This window comes from Pseudomonas extremaustralis (genome assembly GCF_900102035.1).
GTDB classification, from domain to species: domain Bacteria; phylum Pseudomonadota; class Gammaproteobacteria; order Pseudomonadales; family Pseudomonadaceae; genus Aquipseudomonas; species Aquipseudomonas extremaustralis.
On sequence record NZ_LT629689.1, the window covers coordinates 1095477 to 1117781 of the forward strand.

General features: G+C 62.0%; 22 protein-coding genes. 13 read left to right on the plus strand and 9 right to left on the minus strand.

What is annotated here, in order from left to right:
* Positions 1-7: 7 nt before the first annotated feature.
* The 4 genes from BLR63_RS05385 (at position 8) to BLR63_RS05400 (ending at position 4248) form a co-directional block, all read left to right on the plus strand.
* Entirely contained in the window at positions 8-808 is an 801-nt protein-coding gene (locus BLR63_RS05385; protein ID WP_003174634.1) for a carbohydrate ABC transporter permease, read from the plus strand.
* 11 nt (positions 809-819) lie between these two features.
* Positions 820-1092 (plus strand): DUF2160 domain-containing protein, encoded by a 273-nt coding sequence (locus BLR63_RS05390; RefSeq protein ID WP_010567825.1) that lies wholly within the window; start codon positions 820-822, stop codon positions 1090-1092.
* A 164-nt stretch (positions 1093-1256) separates the two neighbouring features.
* A complete protein-coding gene (locus tag BLR63_RS05395) occupies positions 1257-2999 on the plus strand; it encodes an ABC transporter substrate-binding protein (RefSeq protein ID WP_010567826.1) in 1743 nt (580 codons plus the stop codon).
* Positions 3000-3147: 148 nt separating this feature from the next.
* The gene (locus tag BLR63_RS05400; RefSeq protein WP_408003384.1) at positions 3148-4248 is read left to right on the plus strand and encodes an IS110 family RNA-guided transposase; all 1101 of its coding nucleotides are present in this window, start codon (positions 3148-3150) and stop codon (positions 4246-4248) included.
* A gap of 345 nt (positions 4249-4593) precedes the next feature.
* Here the strand turns inward: BLR63_RS05400 and potE are convergent, their stop codons facing one another.
* Positions 4594-5916 carry a putrescine-ornithine antiporter gene (potE, locus tag BLR63_RS05405; RefSeq protein WP_010564531.1) on the minus strand — a complete coding sequence of 441 codons (1323 nt, stop codon included), beginning with the start codon at positions 5914-5916 and terminating at the stop codon, positions 4594-4596.
* 70 nt (positions 5917-5986) lie between these two features.
* Positions 5987-6418, minus strand: a complete 432-nt coding sequence (locus BLR63_RS05410) for a hypothetical protein (protein WP_010564532.1) — start codon at positions 6416-6418, stop codon at positions 5987-5989.
* Between the two features lie 164 nt (positions 6419-6582).
* On the opposite strand from BLR63_RS05410, the gene BLR63_RS05415 reads away from it, so the two are divergent.
* Positions 6583-7584: an ABC transporter substrate-binding protein gene (locus BLR63_RS05415; RefSeq protein ID WP_010564533.1), complete on the plus strand. Its 1002-nt coding sequence runs from the start codon at positions 6583-6585 to the stop codon at positions 7582-7584.
* Positions 7585-7617: 33 nt separating this feature from the next.
* Here the strand turns inward: BLR63_RS05415 and BLR63_RS05420 are convergent, their stop codons facing one another.
* A complete protein-coding gene (locus tag BLR63_RS05420; protein WP_010564534.1) occupies positions 7618-8406 on the minus strand; it encodes an AraC family transcriptional regulator in 789 nt (262 codons plus the stop codon).
* 86 nt (positions 8407-8492) lie between these two features.
* Here BLR63_RS05420 and BLR63_RS05425 point away from each other — a divergent pair, with 86 nt between their 5' ends.
* Together BLR63_RS05425 and BLR63_RS05430 are read left to right on the plus strand one after the other, a co-directional pair.
* Entirely contained in the window at positions 8493-9491 is a 999-nt protein-coding gene (locus BLR63_RS05425; protein WP_010564535.1) for a bile acid:sodium symporter family protein, read from the plus strand.
* 88 nt (positions 9492-9579) lie between these two features.
* Positions 9580-10764 (plus strand): sugar transporter, encoded by a 1185-nt coding sequence (locus BLR63_RS05430; protein WP_010564536.1) that lies wholly within the window; start codon positions 9580-9582, stop codon positions 10762-10764.
* A gap of 205 nt (positions 10765-10969) precedes the next feature.
* On the opposite strand, the gene BLR63_RS05435 is transcribed toward BLR63_RS05430, so the two are convergent.
* Positions 10970-11914 carry an aliphatic sulfonate ABC transporter substrate-binding protein gene (locus BLR63_RS05435; protein ID WP_042946738.1) on the minus strand — a complete coding sequence of 315 codons (945 nt, stop codon included), beginning with the start codon at positions 11912-11914 and terminating at the stop codon, positions 10970-10972.
* 245 nt (positions 11915-12159) lie between these two features.
* Between BLR63_RS05435 and BLR63_RS05440 the strand changes: the two genes are divergently transcribed.
* The 5 genes from BLR63_RS05440 (at position 12160) to BLR63_RS05460 (ending at position 17322) form a co-directional block, all read left to right on the plus strand.
* The gene (locus BLR63_RS05440; RefSeq protein WP_010564538.1) at positions 12160-13098 is read left to right on the plus strand and encodes an aliphatic sulfonate ABC transporter substrate-binding protein; all 939 of its coding nucleotides are present in this window, start codon (positions 12160-12162) and stop codon (positions 13096-13098) included.
* Positions 13095-14420, plus strand: a complete 1326-nt coding sequence (locus BLR63_RS05445) for an LLM class flavin-dependent oxidoreductase (protein ID WP_010564539.1) — start codon at positions 13095-13097, stop codon at positions 14418-14420. The genes BLR63_RS05440 and BLR63_RS05445 overlap by 4 nt, the downstream gene beginning before the upstream one ends.
* An 85-nt stretch (positions 14421-14505) precedes the next feature.
* Positions 14506-15564: an ABC transporter substrate-binding protein gene (locus BLR63_RS05450; protein WP_010564540.1), complete on the plus strand. Its 1059-nt coding sequence runs from the start codon at positions 14506-14508 to the stop codon at positions 15562-15564.
* Positions 15551-16540, plus strand: coding sequence for an ABC transporter permease (locus BLR63_RS05455; protein ID WP_010564541.1), 990 nt, complete (start codon positions 15551-15553; stop codon positions 16538-16540). Before BLR63_RS05450 ends, BLR63_RS05455 begins: the two co-directional genes overlap by 14 nt.
* The gene (locus BLR63_RS05460) at positions 16534-17322 is read left to right on the plus strand and encodes an ABC transporter ATP-binding protein (protein WP_010564542.1); all 789 of its coding nucleotides are present in this window, start codon (positions 16534-16536) and stop codon (positions 17320-17322) included. The genes BLR63_RS05455 and BLR63_RS05460 overlap by 7 nt, the downstream gene beginning before the upstream one ends.
* A 74-nt stretch (positions 17323-17396) precedes the next feature.
* Here BLR63_RS05460 and BLR63_RS31765 read toward each other — a convergent pair whose 3' ends face one another.
* The 5 genes from BLR63_RS31765 to BLR63_RS05485 all read right to left on the minus strand — a co-directional run bounded on the left by BLR63_RS31765 (position 17397) and on the right by BLR63_RS05485 (position 21203).
* Positions 17397-17606 (minus strand): hypothetical protein, encoded by a 210-nt coding sequence (locus BLR63_RS31765; RefSeq protein ID WP_010564543.1) that lies wholly within the window; start codon positions 17604-17606, stop codon positions 17397-17399.
* A gap of 135 nt (positions 17607-17741) precedes the next feature.
* Positions 17742-19010: an NAD(P)/FAD-dependent oxidoreductase gene (locus BLR63_RS05470; protein ID WP_042946716.1), complete on the minus strand. Its 1269-nt coding sequence runs from the start codon at positions 19008-19010 to the stop codon at positions 17742-17744.
* A complete protein-coding gene (locus BLR63_RS05475) occupies positions 19007-19759 on the minus strand; it encodes an amino acid ABC transporter ATP-binding protein (protein WP_010564545.1) in 753 nt (250 codons plus the stop codon). Before BLR63_RS05475 ends, BLR63_RS05470 begins: the two co-directional genes overlap by 4 nt.
* Positions 19756-20424, minus strand: a complete 669-nt coding sequence (gene ehuD / locus BLR63_RS05480) for an ectoine/hydroxyectoine ABC transporter permease subunit EhuD (protein ID WP_010564546.1) — start codon at positions 20422-20424, stop codon at positions 19756-19758. Before ehuD ends, BLR63_RS05475 begins: the two co-directional genes overlap by 4 nt.
* Positions 20421-21203: an ABC transporter substrate-binding protein gene (locus tag BLR63_RS05485; protein WP_010564547.1), complete on the minus strand. Its 783-nt coding sequence runs from the start codon at positions 21201-21203 to the stop codon at positions 20421-20423. Before BLR63_RS05485 ends, ehuD begins: the two co-directional genes overlap by 4 nt.
* Before the next feature lie 215 nt (positions 21204-21418).
* On the opposite strand from BLR63_RS05485, the gene BLR63_RS05490 reads away from it, so the two are divergent.
* Entirely contained in the window at positions 21419-22198 is a 780-nt protein-coding gene (locus tag BLR63_RS05490) for an IclR family transcriptional regulator (RefSeq protein WP_010564548.1), read from the plus strand.
* Positions 22199-22305: the final 107 nt, after the last annotated feature.

Consider the following 22305-nt stretch of genomic DNA (forward strand, 5'->3'; position numbering starts at 1 on the left):
CGCCAACATGAGCAAGCGTAAAGTCATACCGCTGCTGATCTACATCCTGTTCCTGCTGGTGCCGATCTACTGGCTGCTGAACATGTCCTTCAAGAGCAACACCGAAATCCTCGGCGGGCTGACCCTGTTTCCGCAGGATTTCACCCTGGCCAACTACAAGGTGATCTTCACCGACCCGAGCTGGTACACCGGTTACCTCAACTCGCTGTACTACGTCAGCCTGAACACGGTGATCTCCCTGAGTGTGGCGCTGCCGGCGGCCTATGCGTTTTCGCGCTACCGCTTCCTTGGCGACAAGCACTTGTTCTTCTGGCTGCTGACCAACCGCATGGCGCCGCCGGCGGTATTTCTGCTGCCGTTCTTCCAGTTGTATTCGTCCATCGGCCTGTTCGATACGCATATCGCCGTGGCCCTGGCCCACTGCCTGTTCAACGTGCCGTTGGCGGTGTGGATTCTGGAAGGCTTCATGTCTGGCGTGCCCAAGGAGATTGACGAAACCGCCTACATCGACGGCTACTCGTTTCCCAAGTTCTTCGTGAAGATTTTCATCCCGCTGATCGGCTCCGGCATCGGCGTGACGGCGTTTTTCTGCTTCATGTTTTCCTGGGTCGAGCTGCTGCTGGCACGCACGCTGACCTCGGTCAACGCCAAGCCCATCGCGGCGGTGATGACGCGCACGGTGTCGGCGTCGGGTATCGATTGGGGCGTGCTGGCGGCGGCGGGGGTGTTGACCATCCTGCCGGGCATGCTGGTGATCTGGTTTGTGCGCAACCACGTGGCCAAGGGCTTTGCCCTCGGCCGGGTCTAGAGGAGTCGATGATGGAATGGATGGCCTGGACCACCCCCACCGCGCTGTTCTTTGGCGGCATTGCCCTGATTCTGGCGGGCATGACCACATGGGAACTGCGCGCGCCGAGCATCCCCCGGCGCGGGTTTCTGCCGATCAGCACCACCCGTGGTGATCGCTTGTTTATCGGTCTTCTCGGTAGCGCCTACCTGCACCTGCTGGTGATCGGCGTAACCGACTGGAGCATCTGGGTGGCGTCCGCGCTCTCCCTGGTATGGCTGTTGTGTGTGATGCGTTGGGGCTAGTGCCGATGCCTCTATTCCCTGTAGGAGCGAGCTTGCTCGCGAAATTCGTCAACGATAACGCGGCGTTTCTGGAAGGACGCGGTGTCTGGGCGTTTTTCGCGAGCAAGCTCGCTCCTACACGGGGGGCGTTTGTAGTCCCGTTTGAAATCAACCAGGAGGTCTCTATGTTCGATAAAAACAATAAGCTGCGACATAGCATTTCATTGGCCGCCGTATTGGCCCTCAGTGGTTTGAGCGCCACGGCCTGGGCCGATGCGTATGAAGAGGCGGCAAAAAAATGGATCGGCAGCGAGTTCAAACCGTCGACCCTCACGGCCGACCAGCAGCTCGAGGAACTCAAGTGGTTTATCAAGGCCGCCGAACCGTTTCGTGGGATGAAGATCAACGTGGTGTCGGAAACCCTCACCACCCACGAGTACGAATCCAAGGTGCTGGCCAAGGCCTTCAGTGAAATCACCGGGATCAAGCTGACCCACGACCTGTTGCAGGAAGGCGATGTGGTGGAAAAGCTGCAGACCCAGATGCAGTCCGACAAAAATATCTACGATGGCTGGGTCAACGATTCCGACTTGATCGGTACGCACTTTCGCTATGGCAAGACCGAATCCATCACCGACCTGATGGCCAACGAAGGCAAGGACTTCACCTCGCCGACCCTGGACATCAAGGACTTTATCGGTATCTCCTTCACCACCGCGCCGGACGGCAAGATCTACCAGTTGCCCGACCAGCAGTTCGCCAACCTCTACTGGTTCCGCGCCGACTGGTTCGAACGGCCGGAGCTCAAAGCCAAGTTCAAGGAAAAATACGGCTACGACCTCGGCGTGCCGGTGAACTGGTCGGCCTATGAGGACATCGCCAAGTTCTTCAGCGAAGACGTCAAGGAAATCGACGGCAAGCGCATCTATGGGCACATGGACTACGGCAAGAAAGACCCGTCCCTGGGCTGGCGTTTCACCGACGCCTGGTTTTCCATGGCCGGCGGCGGCGACAAAGGCCTGCCCAACGGTTTGCCGGTGGACGAGTGGGGCATTCGCGTCGAGGACTGCCACCCGGTGGGTTCCAGCGTGACCCGTGGCGGCGACACCAACGGCCCGGCCGCTGTGTTCGCCACGCAAAAATACGTGGACTGGATGAAAGCCTACGCACCGCCGGAAGCGGCGGGCATGACCTTCTCCGAATCCGGCCCGGTACCGTCCCAGGGCAATGTCGCCCAGCAGATCTTCTGGTACACCGCCTTCACGGCTGACATGACCAAGCCTGGGCTGCCGGTGGTGAACGCCGATGGCACGCCGAAATGGCGCATGGCGCCGTCGCCGGTCGGGCCTTACTGGGAAAAGGGCATGAAAAAGGGGTATCAGGACGTGGGTTCCTGGACCTTCCTCAAGTCGACGCCGGAGAAACAAAAACTCGCGGCCTGGCTGTACGCGCAGTTCGTGACCTCGAAAACCGTGTCGCTGAAGAAAACCATCGTCGGCCTGACGCCGATTCGCGAGTCCGACATCAACTCCCAGGCCATGACCGACCTGGCACCGAAACTCGGTGGCCTGGTGGAGTTCTACCGCAGCCCGGCGCGGGTGGAATGGACGCCGACCGGCACCAACGTGCCGGACTATCCACGGCTGGCGCAACTGTGGTGGAGCAACATCGCCGCCGCGGCCAGCGGCGAGAAAACCCCGCAACAAGCGCTGGACAACCTGGCCAAGGAACAGGACGCGATCATGACGCGCCTGGAGCGCTCCAAAGTGCAACCGGTATGCGGCCCGAAAATGAACCCCGAGCGTGACGCGCAATACTGGTTCGACCAGCCGGGCGCGCCGAAACCGAAACTGGCCAACGAGAAACCCAAAGGCGAAACCGTGGGCTACAACGATCTGCTCAAGCAGTGGGAGGCAGCACGTCAATAACCCCATCCGGGCATGAACGACAAAACGGCACCCAGCGTGCCGTTTTGCTTTCTCTCCCCACTGTAATTGAATGGACTCGCCCAAGCCGAGGCGTCTGTGCGCCACGGTGGCATTCTTATAGAAAGCCAACGACAGCGAGGGCGAGACCATGAAAAAGCATACGACGATCAACCAGTCTTTGTCAGCCGATGTATCTACCTGCATGAACGTTGCGGTAGATCTTGCCAAAAAGGTCTTTCAGGTGGCCGGTGAGGATGCGCTCGGACAGGTGATATTCGAGGATCGGATCAAGTCACGTGAAGCCTTCCAGGCCTTTCTTCAGAAGCTTCCAGCAAGCGTGACGGTGCTGGTGGAAACCGGGCCAGGCGCTCAAGCATGGGCGCGGTTGCTGCAAGCGCAGGGCAATCCCGTGTGCATCCTGCCCGCTCAGCATGTTGCCAATCATCGCAGCGGCCCGAAAAACGATCGCAATGATGCATTGGCGATCCTGCGTGCAGGCCGCGATTGCACGATATCAGCGGTACCGGTCAAGAGCGCAGCGGCGATGGCGATGCAAGCACTGCACCGGGCCCGGCAGGGGTACATTCGGCGACGTACGGCGGTCGGTAATCAGATGCGTGGCTTGTTGCTGGAGCAAGGGGTCTCTATGGCGCAGGGCGAAACAGCCATCAGCCAACGTGTCCCTCGAATACTGGAAGATGCTACTCAGCCATTACCCGATTTGCTGCGTGAACTGATCGCCGAGCTGCTAGGAGAATGGGATCAATTGGGCGAACGCGTGAACGTGTTGACTGGTCGGCTCGAAACAGCGGCCAAGCAGAACGAGACCGCCAAGCGGCTGATGACGGTACGCGGAGTGGGGCCGATCATTGCCACAGCGCTACTGGCCAAGCAAACCGAGCCTGAACGCTTCGCCAATGCTCGACAGTTCGCCGCCTACTTCGGGTTGGTACCCAGCCAACACAGTAGTGGCGAGAAGATCCGGTTGGGCAAGATGAGCAAACAGGGTGATGCTTACTTGCGCAGCTTGGCGATCCAAGGTGCCCACGCAGTTCTAAGACAGGTACGACCGGATTCAGAGCAGCCGGACGACCAGCGTCTACAGCGCTGGATATCCCGTCTGGGACGCAGGGAGGCGGCGGTGCGTTTGGCCAACCGCAACCTGCGCATCCTCTGGCGGCTCCTTCAAAACGACCAGACTTATCGTCGCCAACCAGGCAATAGCCAGGAGGCTACGATGAGTCACTGATCTACAGCGTTCTGCCACCGGGGCGTTAAGCCGCTCCAACCCATGCTAAAGAACATTGACCCCTGGTCAGACCGTCGCGAACTGATGCCTGCGCTCCTACCGGCCCTTGAGGCCTAACTGTAATGGGCATATCGCGAGCTGATCCAATGTTGGCCAGAAGCTGTTTGGGCTTCCTCGAATAGGCCTGATACATAGATGCAACCGGGTAACAATGTTTGAAAAGCGGGTTGAATGTGGGGGCGAGTCCATACATAGGAGCGAGCTTGCTCGCGAAAAACACCCAGGCAACGCGGACTCGCTGAAGCGCTGCATTATCGTTGACGATCTTCGCGGGCAAGCTCGCTCCTACCGGGGATTTTGCGGGGCTGGGACAAAGCGCCTGGCCAGGAAGCCATAGAGCAAATACCCGAACGCCAGCACCAGCATCGCGCCAAACACCGCCGCTTCACCACACGCATAAATCGCATACAGCGAATACCCCACCGCCACCAGCACCACCAGCGTATTGCGCGCCTGCACCGACGGGCTGGCATGGGCCTTGTCCATCATCACCAGCAAGCCGGAGAGGGCGGTCACGTAGGGCACCAGGTTGGTCACCACCGCCAGGTTCACCAGCTTGCTGAACTGTGCGCTGGCCGTGGGCGAGATGGTCGACAGGGCAATCAGACTCTGCAGCGTCGCACACGCCAGCAGCCCCAGTATCGGCGCGTTCGCCTGGCTGACCCGGCTGAAAAATCGCGGGAACAGACGCTGGTCCGCCGACATCTTGGCCGTCTGCGCCAAAGTGAATTGCCAGCCCAGCAGCGAGCCGATGCAGGCCACCACCGCCAGTGCCATGATCACCTTGCCGACCCCAGGGTTGAACAACTGCGTGTAGGCCAACGCAAACGGCGCCGAGGACGCGGCCAGTTCGGCGTTGGGGACGATGCCCTGAATCACCGCCGTCGATAGCACATACACCACGGCCACGCTCAGGGTGCCGAGCAGGCATGCCAGGGGCACGGTGCGTGTGGGGTTCTCGACGGCGTCATAGCCTTGGGCGGCCGTCTCCATGCCGAGAAACGCCCACAACGTCAGCGGAATACTCGCGCTGACGGCGTCCCACAGGTGCCGGTCGTGGGGGTTCCAGGCCGCGCTGAACACCTCGGGTTTGAACGAGAACCAGCCGATCACACACAGCCCCGCCACCGGAATGATCACGCCCCACACCGTCACCACGCCGATGCGCCCGGTGATGCGCGGGCCACCGAAGTTGGCCGCGGCGGTCAGCCAGATCAACGCCAGGCTGCCGACGAACAACGGCAGCGGCCCAGTGCCCAGCCACGGAATAAACGCCGACAGGTAACCCACCGCCGAAATGGCGATCGCCACATTGGCGATGATCAGCGAGAGGAAATACAGAAACGAGCACATGAAGAACCCGGACTTGCCGTGGGCCTCTTCGGTGTACGCCGACATGCCGCCGCTGCGCGTACAGAACAGCCCACATTGGGCAAAGCCATAGGCAATCGCCATCGAACCGATTGCCGTGACCACCCACGACAGCAACGAAATCGCGCCCAACTGCGCCATGCTGGCGGGCAACATGACGATCCCCGAGCCCATCATGTTGATCGCCACCAGGGTGGTGAGACCCAGCAGGCTCATTTTTTTGCTTGGCTCGGCCATTGGGGTTCCTTGGTGGTGGACGCGCGCAGAGCAGGCTAGCACGGCAATGCTGTATCGCCATGTCGCTGGATCAAATGGTCGCTTGTGGCTGGAGGTGCAGTTCACCCCCGACGTCCTTGACCAACCCACTGGCCAGAAACAGCGGCACCAGGCGCTTATGCAACTGCGGCTCGACAAACTCTTTCACCGTGTCCAACGCCAGCGCACCACTGGGCGGCAGCTCGGCCTTGGTGTACGACAACCAGGCCTTTTTCAACGCCATCAACACATCGCTGCCCGTAGTGGACGCGAAGCGGCGGTGGACGGGTTTCGCGTCGAAATGGAAGGTGTGCTGGAACTCGAAGCCGGTTTCGTTACCGCCACTGACAGTGCAACGGGTGCAGGTGCATGGGCCGTCGCCGAAGGCGCTGCGCAGGTAGGCGTTGAAGTCCACCACGGGTTTGAGTGACAGGCGCTTATCCACCTCGAACAGGTCCCCGGTCATTTTTTCGTCAGTGTTCAACGTCCATTTCCTCGCAATGTGTGGCTGTTTTACAAAGCGCGGCACAATACCAGCCACGCGGCGTTTTAGGGATTATTTGCATAACAATAGATCCCGATATTCTTTTCCAGTCTTAAAAATCGTAGCTAGGCTCCATCACCTTCTTAAAAACGCGGCAGATCCCCATGACTTTCAAGCGATCCTCCCTGACCCTGCTGGCGGCTGCGACAGCCATGATCAGCCTTGGCGCCCAGGCCGAAGGCAAGATCAGCATCGCCCAGCAATTCGGTATCGGCTACCTGATCCTCGACGTGGTGCGCGACCAGCACCTGATCGAAAAACACGGCAAGGAACAGGGCCTGGCTATCCAGGTGGAGTGGAACAGCATCTCAGGCGCGACCGCCATGAACGAATCGCTGCTGGCCGGCGCCCTGGACGTGGTCTCGGCCGGTGTGCCGCCGATGCTCACCCTGTGGGACCGTACCAAGGGCAAGCAGAACGTCAAGGCCATCGCTTCCCTGGGCTCGATGCCCAACTACCTGCTGACCAACAACCCCAACGTGAAGACCCTCAAGGACTTCACCGAAAAAGACCGCATCGCCGTGCCGGCTGCCGGCGTGGGCTTCCAGTCGCGCACCTTGCAGATCGAAACCGCCAAGCAGTTCGGCGACGCCAACTACAAGAAATTCGACGACATCTCCATCAGCCTGGCCCACCCCGACGCCACGGCGGCGTTGATTGCCGGCGGTTCGGAGATTAACTCGCATTTTTCCAGCCCGCCGTTCCAGTACCAGGAACTGTTGAATCCCAACGTGCACAAGGTGCTCAGTTCCTACGACATCCTTGGCGGGCAGGCCACCTTTAACGTGCTCTACACCACGCAGAAATTCCACGACGAAAACCCCAAGACCTACAAGGCGTTCTACGACGCGCTGGCCGAAGCCGAGCAGATCATCAAGGCCGACAAACCCGCCGCCGCCAAGGCGTACATCCGCGTCGAGCAGTCGAAGTTGCCGCTGGACCTGGTGGAGAAAATCGTCCAGGACCCGGAAATCGACTTCACCATCGTGCCCCAGCGTACCTATATCTATGCCGAGAAATTGCAGGCGTTGGGGGTGTTGAAAAACAAGGCGGCGAGTTGGAAGGATTACTTCTTCGAAGAGGCCCATGGGGGGGACGGTAGCTGATAACCCTCCGAAACCCATCTACGGGAGGGAGTGTCAGCGGAAAAACTCCCCTGGCGTGGCATCGAACTGCTGGCGAAACGCATTGATAAACGCCGAGGTGGATTCATATCCGCAACCCAGCGCCACATCCGTGACGCGCTCGCCTTGCTCCAGGGCGGGCAGGGCGCTCAGCAGGCGCAGGCGTTGGCGCCAGGCGCGGAAGGTCAGGCCGGTGTCGCTCAGGAACAGCCGGCTGAGGGTTTTCTCGCTGACCGCGAGTTTGCGGCTCCAATCCCCCAGCGTCGTCTGCTGCTCCGGGTGCAGATTCAAACTGCGATAGATCTGCCGCAAGCGCGCATCCAGCGGTAATGGCAGCATCAGGTCCACCTGGGGCGCGGCGGCCAATTGGTCCAGCAGCACCTGGGCCAGCCTGCCGTCCGGGCCGTCCTCGGTGTACTCCACCGGCACCTCGCTGAAGCTGCGGATCAACTCGCGCAGCAAGTTGCTCACCTCCAATACATGACAATGCTCGGCCGCCCATGTGGTCACGTTGCAGTCCAAGTACAGGCTGCGCATTTCCGTATGGGGCGAGCTGTACACCCGGTGCGGCATGCCGGCGGGAATCCACACCGCGCGCTGTGGCGGGGCGACGAAGCGCCCGGCGCTGGTCTGGATCTCCAGCACCCCGGAAATCGCGTAGGACAATTGCACCCACGGGTGGCTGTGCCGACGGGTCAGCGCACGGTTGGGCAGCGATTCAGTGCGCCCATAGACTGGCCGAGGCAGGCTGGACAGCCCGGGAATGCTGCGGCGCACGGTGTTGGCATGTCCTTTAGGCGGCATTTACTGGCTCATTGGCGTTAGTCGGTAACAAGTGGTTACGTTAGAGTCGCCAAGACGCTCTTGGCAACCCCCCGGATGATCTGCTTATGACTCGCCCCCGTTTTCTGCCCGACAACTTCACCCTGACGTTGCTCGCCACGGTGATCCTCGCTTCCCTGCTGCCCGCCAGCGGCCAGACCGCCGTGGCCTTCGGCTGGGTGACCAACCTGGCGATCGCGCTGCTGTTTTTCCTGCACGGTGCCAAGCTGTCGCGCCAGGCCATCGTCGCCGGCGCCGGCCACTGGCGTTTGCACCTGCTGGTGTTCAGCCTGACCTTTGTACTGTTCCCGCTGCTGGGGCTGGCGCTCAAGCCGGTGTTGTCGCCGCTGATCGGCAAAGACCTGTACATGGGCATGCTCTACCTCTGCGCGCTGCCGGCCACGGTGCAATCGGCGATTGCCTTCACCTCGTTGGCGCGCGGCAATATCCCTGCGGCGATCTGCAGCGCGGCGGCTTCCAGTCTGTTCGGGATTTTCCTCACGCCGTTGCTGGTGACGCTGTTGCTCAATGTGCACGGCGAGGGCGGTTCCACCGTGGACGCGATCCTGAAAATCAGCGTGCAACTGCTGCTGCCGTTTATCGCCGGGCAGATCGCTCGCCGTTGGATCGGCGAGTGGGTCGGCCGTAATAAAGCCTGGCTGAAGTTCGTCGACCAGGGTTCGATCCTGCTGGTGGTGTACGGCGCGTTCAGCGAAGCGGTCAATGAAGGCATCTGGCACCAGATCCCGCTGTGGGAACTGGGCGGGCTGGTCGTCGCCTGCTGCGTGTTGCTCGCCCTGGTGCTGGTGGCGTCCACGGTGCTGGGCAAGGCGTTCGGTTTCAACCAGGAAGACCGCATCACCATCCTGTTCTGCGGTTCGAAGAAAAGCCTGGCCACCGGTGTGCCGATGGCCCAGGTGCTGTTCGCCGGAGCGACCATGGGGGTGCTGATCCTGCCCTTGATGTTGTTTCACCAGATTCAGTTGATGGTGTGTGCGGCCTTGGCGCAGCGTTATGCCAACCGCCCGGAGTCGATCCCGGAACTGATGGGACAGGTCGATCCTTGAAGCGTCGTGTTACTATTTTTCCGCGCAACTCAAGGGTCGGCACTGGGTCGGCTTGATCTGCGCGGAAACTGAGTACGACAACCTGTCAATGACCCTTTCAACTGCAACTCCCCAAGCCAATTGGCAACCGGTCATCGCCCTGGCGCTGGCCGCGTTTGTGTTCAACACCACCGAATTCGTGCCCGTCGGGCTGCTCAGCGCCATCGGCGCCAGCTTTGACATGCCCATCGCCAGCGTTGGCCTGATGCTCACCATCTATGCGTGGATCGTGTCCCTGACCTCGCTGCCGGTGATGCTGCTGACCCGTAACGTCGAACGGCGCAAATTGCTGATCGTGCTGTTCGGCCTGTTTATCGCCAGCCATATCCTCTCCAGCGTCGCCACCAGTTTCGGCATCCTGATGCTCAGCCGGGTTGGCATCGCCTTGTCCCATGCGTTGTTCTGGTCGATCACTGCATCCCTGGCGGTGCGCCTGGCGCCGGCGGGCAAGCAGGTGCAAGCCCTCGGCCTGCTGGCCACCGGCACCTCGCTCGCGATGGTCTTGGGCATCCCCCTCGGGCGCCTGCTCGGCGAAGCCATGGGCTGGCGCACCACGTTCCTGGTGATCGGCGCGTTCGCCGCTGTCCTGGTGTTCTGGCTGGCGCGCACCTTGCCGCTGCTGCCGAGCCAGAACTCCGGCTCGCTGCGCAGCCTGCCACTGCTGTTCAAGCGCCCGGCGCTGGTAGCGCTGTACGTGCTCACCGCGATGACAGTGACCGCGCAATTCACTGCCTACAGCTACATCGAACCGTTCGTCGAAGGCGTGGCGGGTATGAGTGGCAGCACGGTCACTTTGATCCTTTTGGTGTTCGGCGGCGCGGGCGTCATCGGCTCGCTGCTGTTCAGCCTGGTGCACCGTTTCAACCCCCACTTATTCGTGGTCGGCACGGTGTTCCTGCTGGCAGCGTGCCTGGCGCTGCTGCTGCCATTGAGCGGTGCCGAATCCTACCTGGTGATCCTGAGCATCGTCTGGGGCATGGCGATCATGGGCTTCGGCCTGGCCATGCAATCCAAGGTGCTGGTACTGGCCCCGGACGCCACCGATGTGGCCATGGCGATGTTCTCCGGCATCTACAACATCGGCATTGGCGGCGGCGCGTTGATGGGCAGTTGGGTCGGCAGCCACTTCGGCTTCGCCTGGATCGGCGCGGCCGGCGGCTTGCTGGCGGCGGTCGCCTTGATCGGATACTGCCTGGCGATCCGGCGGTTTGGGACGGGTGTGATGCAACACTGATAGGTGGAAGGGGCTTGCTCCCGATGGCGGTGGGTCAGGCAATACTTTGGTGACTGACACCTTGCTATCGGGAGCAAGCCCCCTCCCACATTTGACCGGGTTCGGCGTCCGGTCTCAGGTCGGCTATGAAGCTGCTTTGGCCTTTGATCTGGGGCTGGGCCGGCTGATACACACAGATCCCATTGTGGAAGGGGGCTTGGCCGAGTCAGGGTTGCCAAGTGTCGACATCCTTGGCGTCCACCGCCTTGGGCAATAACCCCGCCTTGAAAAACGCATCGGCGATCTTCTGCTGTTCGCCCAATTGATCAATCGTCACTGGCTGCACCTGATAGCTGCGGTGCGCATTGGCCGCTTCCACGGTGGCCAGATCCAGGTTGCCCCACAACGGTCCGAGCACTTTCGCCGCTTCCTGCGGGTGGGTTTTCACCCATTGGCCGGTTTTTTCCAATTGCGCGTACACCACTTTCAACACCTCGGGATGGGCCTTGGCGTAGGGCGTGCCGGTCAGGTAGTAACGCTTGTAGCTGGCCAGTCCCGCGCCATCCGCCAGGGTGCGGGTGGGCAGTTGGCGCTGCACGCTGGTGAGGAAGGGTTCCCAGGTGACCCACGCATCCACCTTGTTGTTCTCGAAGGCCGCGCGGCCATCGGCCGGCGACAGATAGGCCGGCTCGATATCCGAGAACGCCAGCCCTGCCTTGGCCAACGCAGCGATCAGCAAATAGTGGGTGCCGGCGGCTTTGGTCAGCGCGATTTTCTTGCCTTTCAACTCCACCAGTTGCTGGATCGGCGAATCCTTGCGCACCACGATGGCCTGGGCCGAAGGCGAGGGCGCTTCCTGGGCAAAGTAGGTGAGTTTGGCCTGGGCCGCCTGCGCGAAGATCGGCACGGTGTCGGCCACGTCGGCGCTGATGTCCACGTTGCCCACGTTCAGCGCCTCCAGTAACGGCAGACCGCTGGGGAATTCATGCCAGGACACATCGATATGGTCGGCCTTCAGGGCTTTTTCCAGGGTGCCCTGGGTCTTGAGCAGGGTGATCAGGGTCGAGGATTTCTGGTAACCGATGCGCAGGGTTTCCTGGGCATCGGCACTCACGGCGATGGAAAAAGCCAGCAACCCTAATACCGCAGCGAGGGGACGACGAATGGACATGGCGCGCTCGATCTTCAACGAAATAGTGCTGAGCTTAATGATCTAAAAACGATTCTATAAATAATTTTTAGATCTTAGCTTAGGGCACTTTTCCCGCGATCCGATCAATCGGACATAACCATAGAATTATATGGTTCTTTCATAATCACTCGACCTTAATATAATCGAATTAACTTTTACGCCAGGTCTTATGTCGTCTTTTGGCATATGCAGCTGGCTCCCTCACTTTCACGCCAAGGCCTTTCATGACGCTGAAAAAACTGATCGCCGCTGCCAGCCTGCTGTTCGTCGCCGCAGCGGCCCATGCGCAACAAACCCTGGATATCAGCTACCAGCGCTCGTCCACCTTATGGATTCTGCTCAAGCAAAACGGCGAGCTGGAACAGCGCCTCAAGCCCCTGGGGTTCAGCGTCAATTGGCATGAATTCAGCACCGGCCTGCTCAGCTCGCTTAACGCCGGTAGCGTCGACTTACATGCCGACGTCGCCGACGCCTTCGCGCTGTTCACCCAGGCCGCCGATGCACCGCTGACTTACTACGCCCAGGAAAACGCTTCCCCCGGCGCCCAGGCGATCATCGTGCAGGACGCGTCGCCGATCCACAGCGTTGCCGACCTCAAGGGCAAGACCGTCGCCGTGTCCAAGGGCTCGGGCAGCAACTTCCTGCTGATCTCTGCCTTGAACAAAGCCGGCCTGACCCTGGCCGACATCACCCCGCGCTACCTCGAAGCCCCGGACGGCGGCGCGGCATTCGCCAATGGCAGCGTGGACGCCTGGGTGATCTGGGACCCGTTCTACGCCACCCAGCAACTCGATCACCACGTGCGCGTGATCGCCGACGGCAGCGACGGCCTGGCCCATTACAACCGTTTCTACCTGGCCACGACCGCCTTTGCCAAAGCCCATCCGGACGTGCTGCAAGTCACCTTCGACACCCTGCGCGAGACCGGCCAGTGGGTCAAAGCCCACCCCAAAGAGGCGGCTGAAATCCTCGGCCCGCTGTGGGGCAATATCGCCCCGGCCACGGTGGAGCGCGCCAATAGCCGGCGTAGCTACGACATCATCCCGGTCAAGGTGGCCAACCTCGCCGAGCAGCAACGCATCGCCGACACCTACTACGCCGCCAAGCTGATCCCCAAACCGCTGAACATCAACGACATCACCGTATGGACGCCTAAGCCATGAGCCGCCAACTTCATCTGTCTGCCTTCCTGTTGAGCGGGCCAGTGGTGCACAGCCACGCGGTGTGGCGTCACCCGCAAACCCTGGGCAACTACCTCGACCCCGAGTACTACGCGCGCGTCGCCAAGGTGGTGGAGGAGGGGTTGTTCGACTTCCTGTTCTTCGCCGACCGCCTGGCCGTGGGCGACCAGATGGGCGGCTCCCGCGAGCTCGCCTTGCGTTACGGCGCCCAGGACGCCACGCGCCTGGACCCGTTGCCGATCCTGTCCTATCTGGTCGGCCAGACCAGCAAGCTGGGCCTGGGCGCCACCCGTTCCACCACCTATTACGAACCGGCGCACATCGCCCGCGAATTCGCCACCCTCGACCACCTGTCCAAGGGCCGCGCGGCGTGGAATATCGTCACCTCGATGAACGACAGCGAAGGGCGCCTGTTCGGCAAGGACAAGCACCTGGAACACGACCTGCGCTACGACCGCGCCGATGAGTTCGTCGAGGTCGCGCTCAAGCTCTGGAACAGCTGGGGCAAGGGTGCGCTGAAGCTGGATCGCGAGAGCGGGGTGCTGGCCGACCCGACACTGATCCGTTCGGTGCAGCACCAGGGCGAATGGTTCAAGGTCGAAGGCCCGCTGAACATTCCGCGCACGCCCCAGGGGCGACCGGTGCTGATCCAGGCAGGTTCCTCCGGGCGCGGCCGGCGCTTCGGGGCACGCTGGGCCGAGGCGATTTTCACCATTCACCCGCACCTGGCGGCCATGCGTGCATTTCGCGATGACGTGCGTGCCCAAGTGGTACAGCAAGGTCGCGACGCGGACAGCTGCAAGGTGTTGACGGCGGTGATGCCGTTCATTGGCGGCAGCGAGGCCGAAGCCCGTGCCAAGCGCGACCGCCACAACGCCCTGGCGCGGCCCGAACTGGGCCTGGTGACCTTGGCCTCGCAGCTGAATGTTGACCTGTCGCCGTTCGCGCTGAGCGACACCCTGGCGCAAATCGCCCAGTCGCCACTGATTCACCCGGCCGCCGCGGAAAAACTCTTGATGCAAGGCCCGGACACCACCCTGGAACAACTGGGCCGCATCTTCGCCAGCAGCGTGCGCGTGCCGCAACTGGTGGGCACTGGTGCGCAGATCGCCGACCAACTGGCCGAACTGTTCGAGCAGGGCGGTTGCGACGGCTTTGTGATTTCACCGGCGTACCTGCCGGGTTCGTTCACCGAATTTGTCGAGAGTGTGATTCCGCATTTGCAGCGCAAGGGTTTGTTCCGCAAGGCCTATGAAGGGTCGACGTTGCGTGAGCATTTGGGGTTGGGGGCGTTGAGCGACTGACGTTGTGGCAAGCCCGCTCGCCACAAGCCGCACCCACCGCCTTCACCGCTACAACCAAGTACATCAATCAAAAGGGATATTGTTCATGGCAGCTTCCGATCACTTGACCCGTCGCCGCGTGCTTGGCCTGGCCGGTCTGACCCTGGCCGGCCTGACGCTGCCGCGCCTGGGGTTTTCCGCCGATGTGCACGCCGGCCATAACACCCCTCAGGAACCCGCCGGTACCGGGGATTTCATTCGCCTGGATACGCCGCGCAAGCTGAAATTGGCGGTCAACCTCAATGCCGTGTGCCTGGCCCCGGTGGTGATCGCCCACGGTCAGGGTTTCTTCACCCAGCACAACCTCGACGTGGAACTGGTCAACTTCGGCAACTCCACCGAAGTGCTGCTCGAAGCCATCGCCACCGGCAAGGCCGATGCGGGCGTGGGCATGGCGCTGCGCTGGCTCAAGGCGCTGGAGCAGGGGTTCGATGTGAAGCTCACCGCCGGCACCCATGGCGGTTGCCTGCGGTTGCTCAGTGCGGCGAACGATGGCGTAAGCCGCCTGGAAGACCTCAAGGGCAAGGTCATCGGCGTGACCGACATGGCCAGCCCGGACCGCAACTTCTTCTCGATCCTCCTGAAAAAACACGGCGTCGACCCGGTGCGCGATGTGGAGTGGCGCCTGTACCCGGCCGACCTGCTCGGCACCGCCCTGGAGCGTGGCGAAGTGCAGGCGGTCAGCGGCAGTGACCCGTTCATGTACCGCCTGATCAAGTCCGGCGTGGCGCGTGAGCTGTCCACCAACCTGGCGGAGGAATACGCCAACCTCAGTTGCTGCGTGGTCGGCGTCACCGGCAAGCTGGTCCGCGAAGACAAGCGCGTGGTCGCGGCGCTGACCCAGGCGATTCTTGAAGCCCATGATTATTCCGTGCAGCACCCCGAAGCCGTCGCCAAGGGCTTCCAGGCCTATGCGCTGAATACTTCCACCGAAGAAGTGCAGGCGATCCTCCACGATCACACTCACGGCCACCATGCGGTGGGCGCGGCGCTGACGCAGGAAATCCTCACCTACGTCACCGATCTGAAAACCGTCGAAGTGATCAGCAAGGGCACCGACCCGGTGGCATTCGCCAAGGAGATCACCGCCGATGTCTTCAGCTGACACGACAACCCTCAACCCGCCCATTGCCCTTGCGCGTGGCTGGCAAGGCGCCGCAGTGGTGGCGGCCTGGGTGGCCGTCGCGCTACTGATCAGCTATTGGCCCAACGCGACGCGCCACTGGCCGATGACCCAGGGCTTGGCCAATCTTTGTATGGGCGTGGGCGCGCTGTTCATCGGCCTGAGCCTGCTGGGGCGCCGGGTCACGCGACTCGCGCTGCGCCTGCGCACGGCCACGCCGTGGCTGATCGCCTTGCCGGTGCTGCTGGGCATCTGGGAGTTGCTCACCGCCAAGCTTGCGCTGTTGCCGGTGCCGTTCTTCGCGCCGCCCCAAGCCTTGCTCGCGGTGTACGTCGAAGACTACGCACGTTTGGCCGACAGCCTGCTGCACTCGGCACTGCTGCTGGGCTCGGGCGTGGCCCTGGGCGCGGCCACCGGGTTTGTCGCCGGCGTGGCCATCGGTTGGTCCACGCGCATCGGCTACTGGCTGCACCCGGTGCTGCGCATCCTCGGTCCGGTGCCATCGACGGCGTTGCTGCCGCTGTGTTTTTTCCTGTTTCCCAGCAGTTGGAGCGCCAGCGTATTTTTGATCGCCCTGGCCACCTGGTTTCCGGTCACGGTGCTGACCTGGTCCGGCGTCGCCAGTGTGGATAAAGCCTATTACGACGTGGCCCGCACCCTGGGCGCCAAGCAGCGCTTCCTGATTTTCAACGTGGCGATTCCCGCCGCGTTGCCCCATGTGTTCGTCGGCCTGTTCATGGGCCTGGGCGCGTCGTTTTCGACCCTGGTGGTAGCGGAAATGATGGGCGTGAAATCCGGCATCGGCTGGTACCTGCAATGGGCCCAGGGCTGGGCCGCCTACGCCAATATGTATGCCGCGCTGTTGATCATGGCGCTGGCCTGTTCGGGGTTGATCACTGGATTGTTCCTGGTGCGCGACCGGTTGCTGGCCTGGCAGAAAGGAGCGATGAAATGGTAGCCCTGGCACCTGCGGTATCGGCGTCAGCGGGGTTGGCGCTGCGCATCGAACACGTGAGCCACGGCTTTGCCCTGGATGGCTTGCATTTGCCGGTCTTGGAGCGCGTGTCGCTGGAGGTGGCGCCCGGTGAATTCGTGGCGTTGCTCGGGCCTTCCGGCTGCGGCAAGTCCACCTTGCTGCGCCTGGTGGCCGGCCTGGAACCGGCGGACTCCGGCCGGCTGCTGGCCGATGGCAAACCGATCCTCGGTCCCGACCCCAGCCGTGTAGTGGTGTTCCAGGACCCGACCCTGTACCCATGGCGACGCGTGTGGGACAACGTCGCCATCGGCCTGCACGCCCAGGGCCTGCTCAAGACCCACGCGGCCAAGGTCGATGAGGCCCTGGAAAAAGTCGGCCTCAGCCACTTCGCCCGCGCCTATCCCCGACAGCTGTCCGGCGGCATGGCCCAGCGCGTGGCACTGGCTCGCGCGCTGGTCAATCAACCGCGCCTGCTGATCCTCGACGAGCCCCTGGGCAAACTCGACTCGCTGACGCGTATCACCATGCAAAAGGAACTGATCGACCTGTGGCAACGCCAGGGCTACACAGCCCTGCTGGTCACTCACGATGTGGAAGAAGCGCTGCTGCTGGCCAACCGCGTGATTGTGTTCAGCGACCGCCCGGCGAAGATCCAGGCGCAATTGAGCATCGACCGGCCATATCCTCGCCACCGGGATGATCCTTACCTGGTGGACCTGCGGCGGCAGATACTCGGCCTGCTCGGATTGGGAGAAAACTGGTAGCCATGATGGCGTTGGTGAAATGGGCTCGGTGCCTGGAGCTGCCACGATTCGCGGTCAATCGAAGAGGGTGGCAGCTATACGCGGGTTGACCGACCGGTTATCAACGAAGCAAGCGCAAATAACAGGTGCCCCGCCGTCATGTGCAGCGTTGCCCAAAAGGCGATCAGAAACCCCAGGTACAGCGGGTATAAAAGTGTGACCAGGAAAACCAGGTAGCAGCCAGCGCTGTATATGAGTCCGAGCAGGCGCGCCGGTAGGTTGTTCGCGCTGTTTTGCAGGTTCATGGACGATTCCTTTCGCGCATGGTGAAGGGGTCAGCCAGTCGACGATTGAGGTTCGACTGGCCAAGGCTAGCGGTGTTTGGGGGCGCGGTAACCTGTGAGAGTTGACAGTCGCTTAGACTGTTTGGCGATTGATCTTCAACCGATGTTCAACCGATCCAACAAGCTGTACCACGCCACACCCGCCCCAATGTAAAACCGCTGCAACCCATGCAACGGCAAGCGCTGCAACGGCGTCACCGGATAAACGAACTCCGCGTGGCTGTCACACAAACGCCCGGCCAATTGTTGCCCCAGGCTGGTACACAATGCGATGCCGCGCCCATTGCACCCCAACGCCAGGGTCAGCCCCGGTGCCGGTTCGTGCACGTGGGGCATGAAGTCACGGGTGATCGCGATACGCCCGGCCCAGCGATATTCGAACGCCAACGGCCCCAACTGCGGAAACAGCAACGCCAGGGAACGTTCCAGGTGCGCGAAATCGGTGGGCGATGTGGGATCGTTGAACAAGCCGCGTCCGCCCATGAGCAAGCGCCCGTGGTTGTCCTTGCGAAAATACAGCAGCAGGCGTTGTGCGGTGGACACGGTTTCCTGCCCCGGCAAAATGCTGTCCGCCGCGCGCCCGCTCAGTGGCTTGGTGGCGACGATGAAACTGTTCGCCGCGAGGATGCTCTGGGCCATGCCCGGCCACAGGTTGCCGCTGTAGCCATTGGTCGCCAGCACCACTTGATCGGCGGTCACCTGCGCGCCGCCAGCCGTGTGCAATTGCCAGCCGGTACCCTGGCGCTGTAGCCCGGTCACCGCACTGTGGCCATGAATCTGTGCGCCTGCTGCCAATGCTGCGCTCACCAGCCCACGGGCGTACGCCAACGGTTGTATCGCCCCGGCGCGGCCGTCCAGCCAGCCGCCGGCAAACGCCTGGCTGCCCAGGCGCGAAGCCACCGCCGTGGCGTCCAGCCGCTGCACCGGTACACCGCGCCTGGCCCATTGATCGGCGCGCGCATGCAGACCGGCCACGCCTTTGTCGGTGTACGACAGTTGCATCCAGCCCTTGCGCACCGGCGTGCAGTCGATGCCATGGCGTTCGATCAGGTTGAACACCAGGTCTGCCGAATTCGACACCGTGGAGATCAACGGCTCGGCCCGTTCCGACCCATACATCCGCACCAGTTGCTCCGGGTCGTATTTGAGCGTCGGGTTGACCTGCCCACCGTTACGCCCGGACGCGCCCCAGCCCGGCTCGTTGGCCTCCAGCACGCACACGCTGACGCCGCGCTCGGCCAGGTGCAGGGCGGTCGACAGGCCGGTATAACCGGCGCCGACGATCGCCACATCCACCTTCACCGATTCACTCAATGCGGGCGTCGGTACCACCGACGGCGCAGTCGCTGACCATAGAGACTTCATGACAGGCTCCGTGCAGTACCGGTGGGGTGCAGCACCCGCCGCAGAAAATCCTGGGTGCGCGGGTGTTGCGGGTTGCCCAGTACCTGTTCGGCCGGGCCGCTCTCGACGATGTAGCCGCCGTGCAGGAAACACACGCGGTCGGCCACTTCCCGCGCAAAGCCCATCTCGTGGGTGACCACGATCATGGTCATGCCTTCGTCCGCCAGGGTGCGCATCACCGCGAGCACATCGCCGACCAGTTCCGGGTCGAGGGCGGAGGTGGGTTCGTCGAACAGCATGGCGTCGGGTTTCATCGCCAGGGCGCGGGCAATGGCCACGCGCTGTTGCTGACCGCCGGAGAGCTGTTCCGGGTAGGCGTCGGCCTTGGCGCTCAGGCCGACTTTTTCCAGCAGCACCAGGGCTTCTTCACGGGCCTGTACGAGCGGCTCGCCTTTGACGTACACCGGGCCTTCCATGACGTTTTCCAGCACGGTGCGGTGGGGGAACAGGTTGAAGCGCTGGAACACCATGCCCATGCGGCTGCGCAGGGCGTGCACGCTTTTGCTGGCGCGTTGCACGGTTTGGCCGAACACGTTGATGTGGCCGCCGTCGTAGGCTTCCAGTGCATTGATGCAGCGCAGCAGGGTGGATTTACCCGAGCCCGACGGACCGATCAGGCACACCACTTCGCCCTTGGCCACGTCGAGGTCGACGCCGTGCAGCACGTGGTGGCTGCCGTAGTGTTTTTGCAGTTGGCGAATCTCGATCATGCTTTTTTCCTCCGGCCCAGGTGCTGTTCCATGCGTCGCAGGCCATACACCAGCGGCAGGCTCATCAGCAGGTAGAGCAGGGCGACCAGGGTGTAGACGGTCATGTTCTGGAAGGTGGACGAGGCGATCAGTTGGCCCTGGCGGGTCATCTCGGCCACGGTAATCGTGGACACCAGGGACGAGTCCTTGAGCATCATCACCAGGGTGTTGCCGTAGGGCGGCAGGGCGATGCGAAACGCCTGCGGCAGGATCACCCGACGCATCATCAGCGCCGAGCGCATCCCCAAGGCTTCGGCGGCTTCGCGCTGGCCCTGTTCCACGGCGATGATGCCGGTGCGGAAGTTCTCGGCCTGGTACGCCGAGTAGGCGATGCCCATGCCGATGACCCCGGCATAGAAGGCGGTCAGGTGCACGCCCATGTCCGGCAGCACGAAGTAGATGTAGAACAGCTGCACGATGATCGGCAGGCCCCGGATCACATTGATGACGGTGCTCGCCGCCCACGACAACGCGCGGATCGGCGACAGCTTGAGCAACGCCAGTACCAGGCCGATGGCGCTGCTGAGCAGGAATGACAGCACGGTGATCTGAATGGTCACCCACGCGCCTTGCAGCAGGATCGGCAGGAAGTCCGTGGCGTTTTGCAGGAATTCAGACAGGTTCATGGCGTCACCTGGGCCTCGAGTCCCCACTTCTTGAGGATGCTGTTCAGCGTGCCGTCGGCCTTGATGCTGGCTATGGCGGTATTCAGGCGTTCAAGGGTTTGTGCATCGCCCTTGCGCACCACCAGGCACACGTCGCCGACGTGGGTGGGTACGTAGTCAGGTGCCAGCTTCACGCCTTTGAACAGCTTCTGGCTGATCTGGTAGGCGACCACCGGCTGGTCGCCGACGGCGGCCTTGATGCGACCCAGGGACAGGTCGCGGACCATCTCGCCGATGGAGTCGTAGGTGCGGATTTCCTTGAAGATGCCCAGCTTGTTCAGTTGGTCGTAAAAGATCGTGCCGGCCTGCACGCCGACTACCTGGCCTTTGAGCGGGGTGAGGTCGGGGTAGGCGGCGTTATCGTCGGCGCGGACGATCAGGCCTTCTCCGTAGGCATACACCGGAGCGCTGAAGTCGACGACCTTGGTGCGTTCTTCGGTCTTGAGCATGCCGGCGGCGATGAAGTCGAGCTTGCCGGAGGTGAGGGATGGGATCAGCGCGGCGAAGTTGGTCTGTTCGATCTGGCTGGTAAAGCCGCCGGCCTTGCCCACGGCCTGGGCCACGTCGACCATCACGCCCTGGATGCTGTTGCTTTTGATATCGAGGAAGGTGAACGGCGAACCGCTGGCCGTTGCACCGACTTTGTACGAAGGCGCACTTTCTGCGTGCACTGCGGTGACACACAGCGCGGCGCAGAAACCGAAGGCAAGGCGGCGAAACAAGGGCGAAAGACTGTTCATCGGGTTACTCCAGAAGGAAAACGGATCGTCAGTACCGCAAGCGGCTGGTGATGAAACCGCAAGCTCTGTGCCATTTCGATTGTGGTAAATCGAATACCGCTCTATAAAACCGACAAAATGAACCTTTCGTATCGGTATGCGATATTTAGTGGTCTATTTTTGTGATTTGGAGTAGAAATAGCGCCACGCCTGATCGACCTGACCGTGAGTCCGCCATGTCCGAAGAACGCAACAGCTTGCACAACCAATCCCTGGAAAAAGGCCTGTCGGTGCTCAAGGCATTCAGCGCCCAGCGCCGCAGCATGAGCCTTGCAGAGGTGGCCGAGGCGGCGGGCATGACCAAAAGCTCGGCCCAGCGCATGGTGTTTACCCTCGAAAGCCTGGGTTACCTTCGGAAACACTCCCGCACCCGACATTACCAACTCACCCCCCACGTGCTGGAGCTGGGCTTCAGTTACCTGGATGCCCATTCGCTGATCGAAGTGGCCAACCCGTTTTTGTCCGAGCTGACCCGGCTGACCGGCGAGACGTCGTGCCTGACCGAGCCGGCGGGTTACGACATGACCTATATCGCGCGGTTCGTCAGCTCGGGTTTTGTGCCGGTGCACATGCCGATCGGCTCGCGGGTACCGATGTACTGCACGGCGTCGGGGCGGGCGTATTTGAGTGCGTTGCCAGCCGATGAGGCATTGGTGCTGATCGAGAACAGCCAGAGGGTGGCGCACACCAGCCATACGCTGACCGATGTCGACATGATCGTGGCGTCGCTGCAACAGGTGCGCGAGCAGGGTTATGCGGTGAATACCCAGGAGCTGTTCCTGGGCGACATGACCATCGGCGCCCCGGTGCTCGGCGCCAATGGCCGCCCGGTGGCGGCGGTGCATGTGGTGGCGCCCACCAGTCGATGGAGCAGGGCGGACGCGGAGCGGCAGTTGGCGCCGGCGTTGTTGCAGTGTTCAAGGGCGCTGAGCAACTCGGCGCGCAACCTGGAATAACAGACACCCTGAAACCAACTGTGGGAGGGGGCTCGCCCCCGATTACAGTGTGTCAGTCAATACAGCTGTGACTGATCTACCGCTATCGGGGGCAAGCCCTCTCCCAC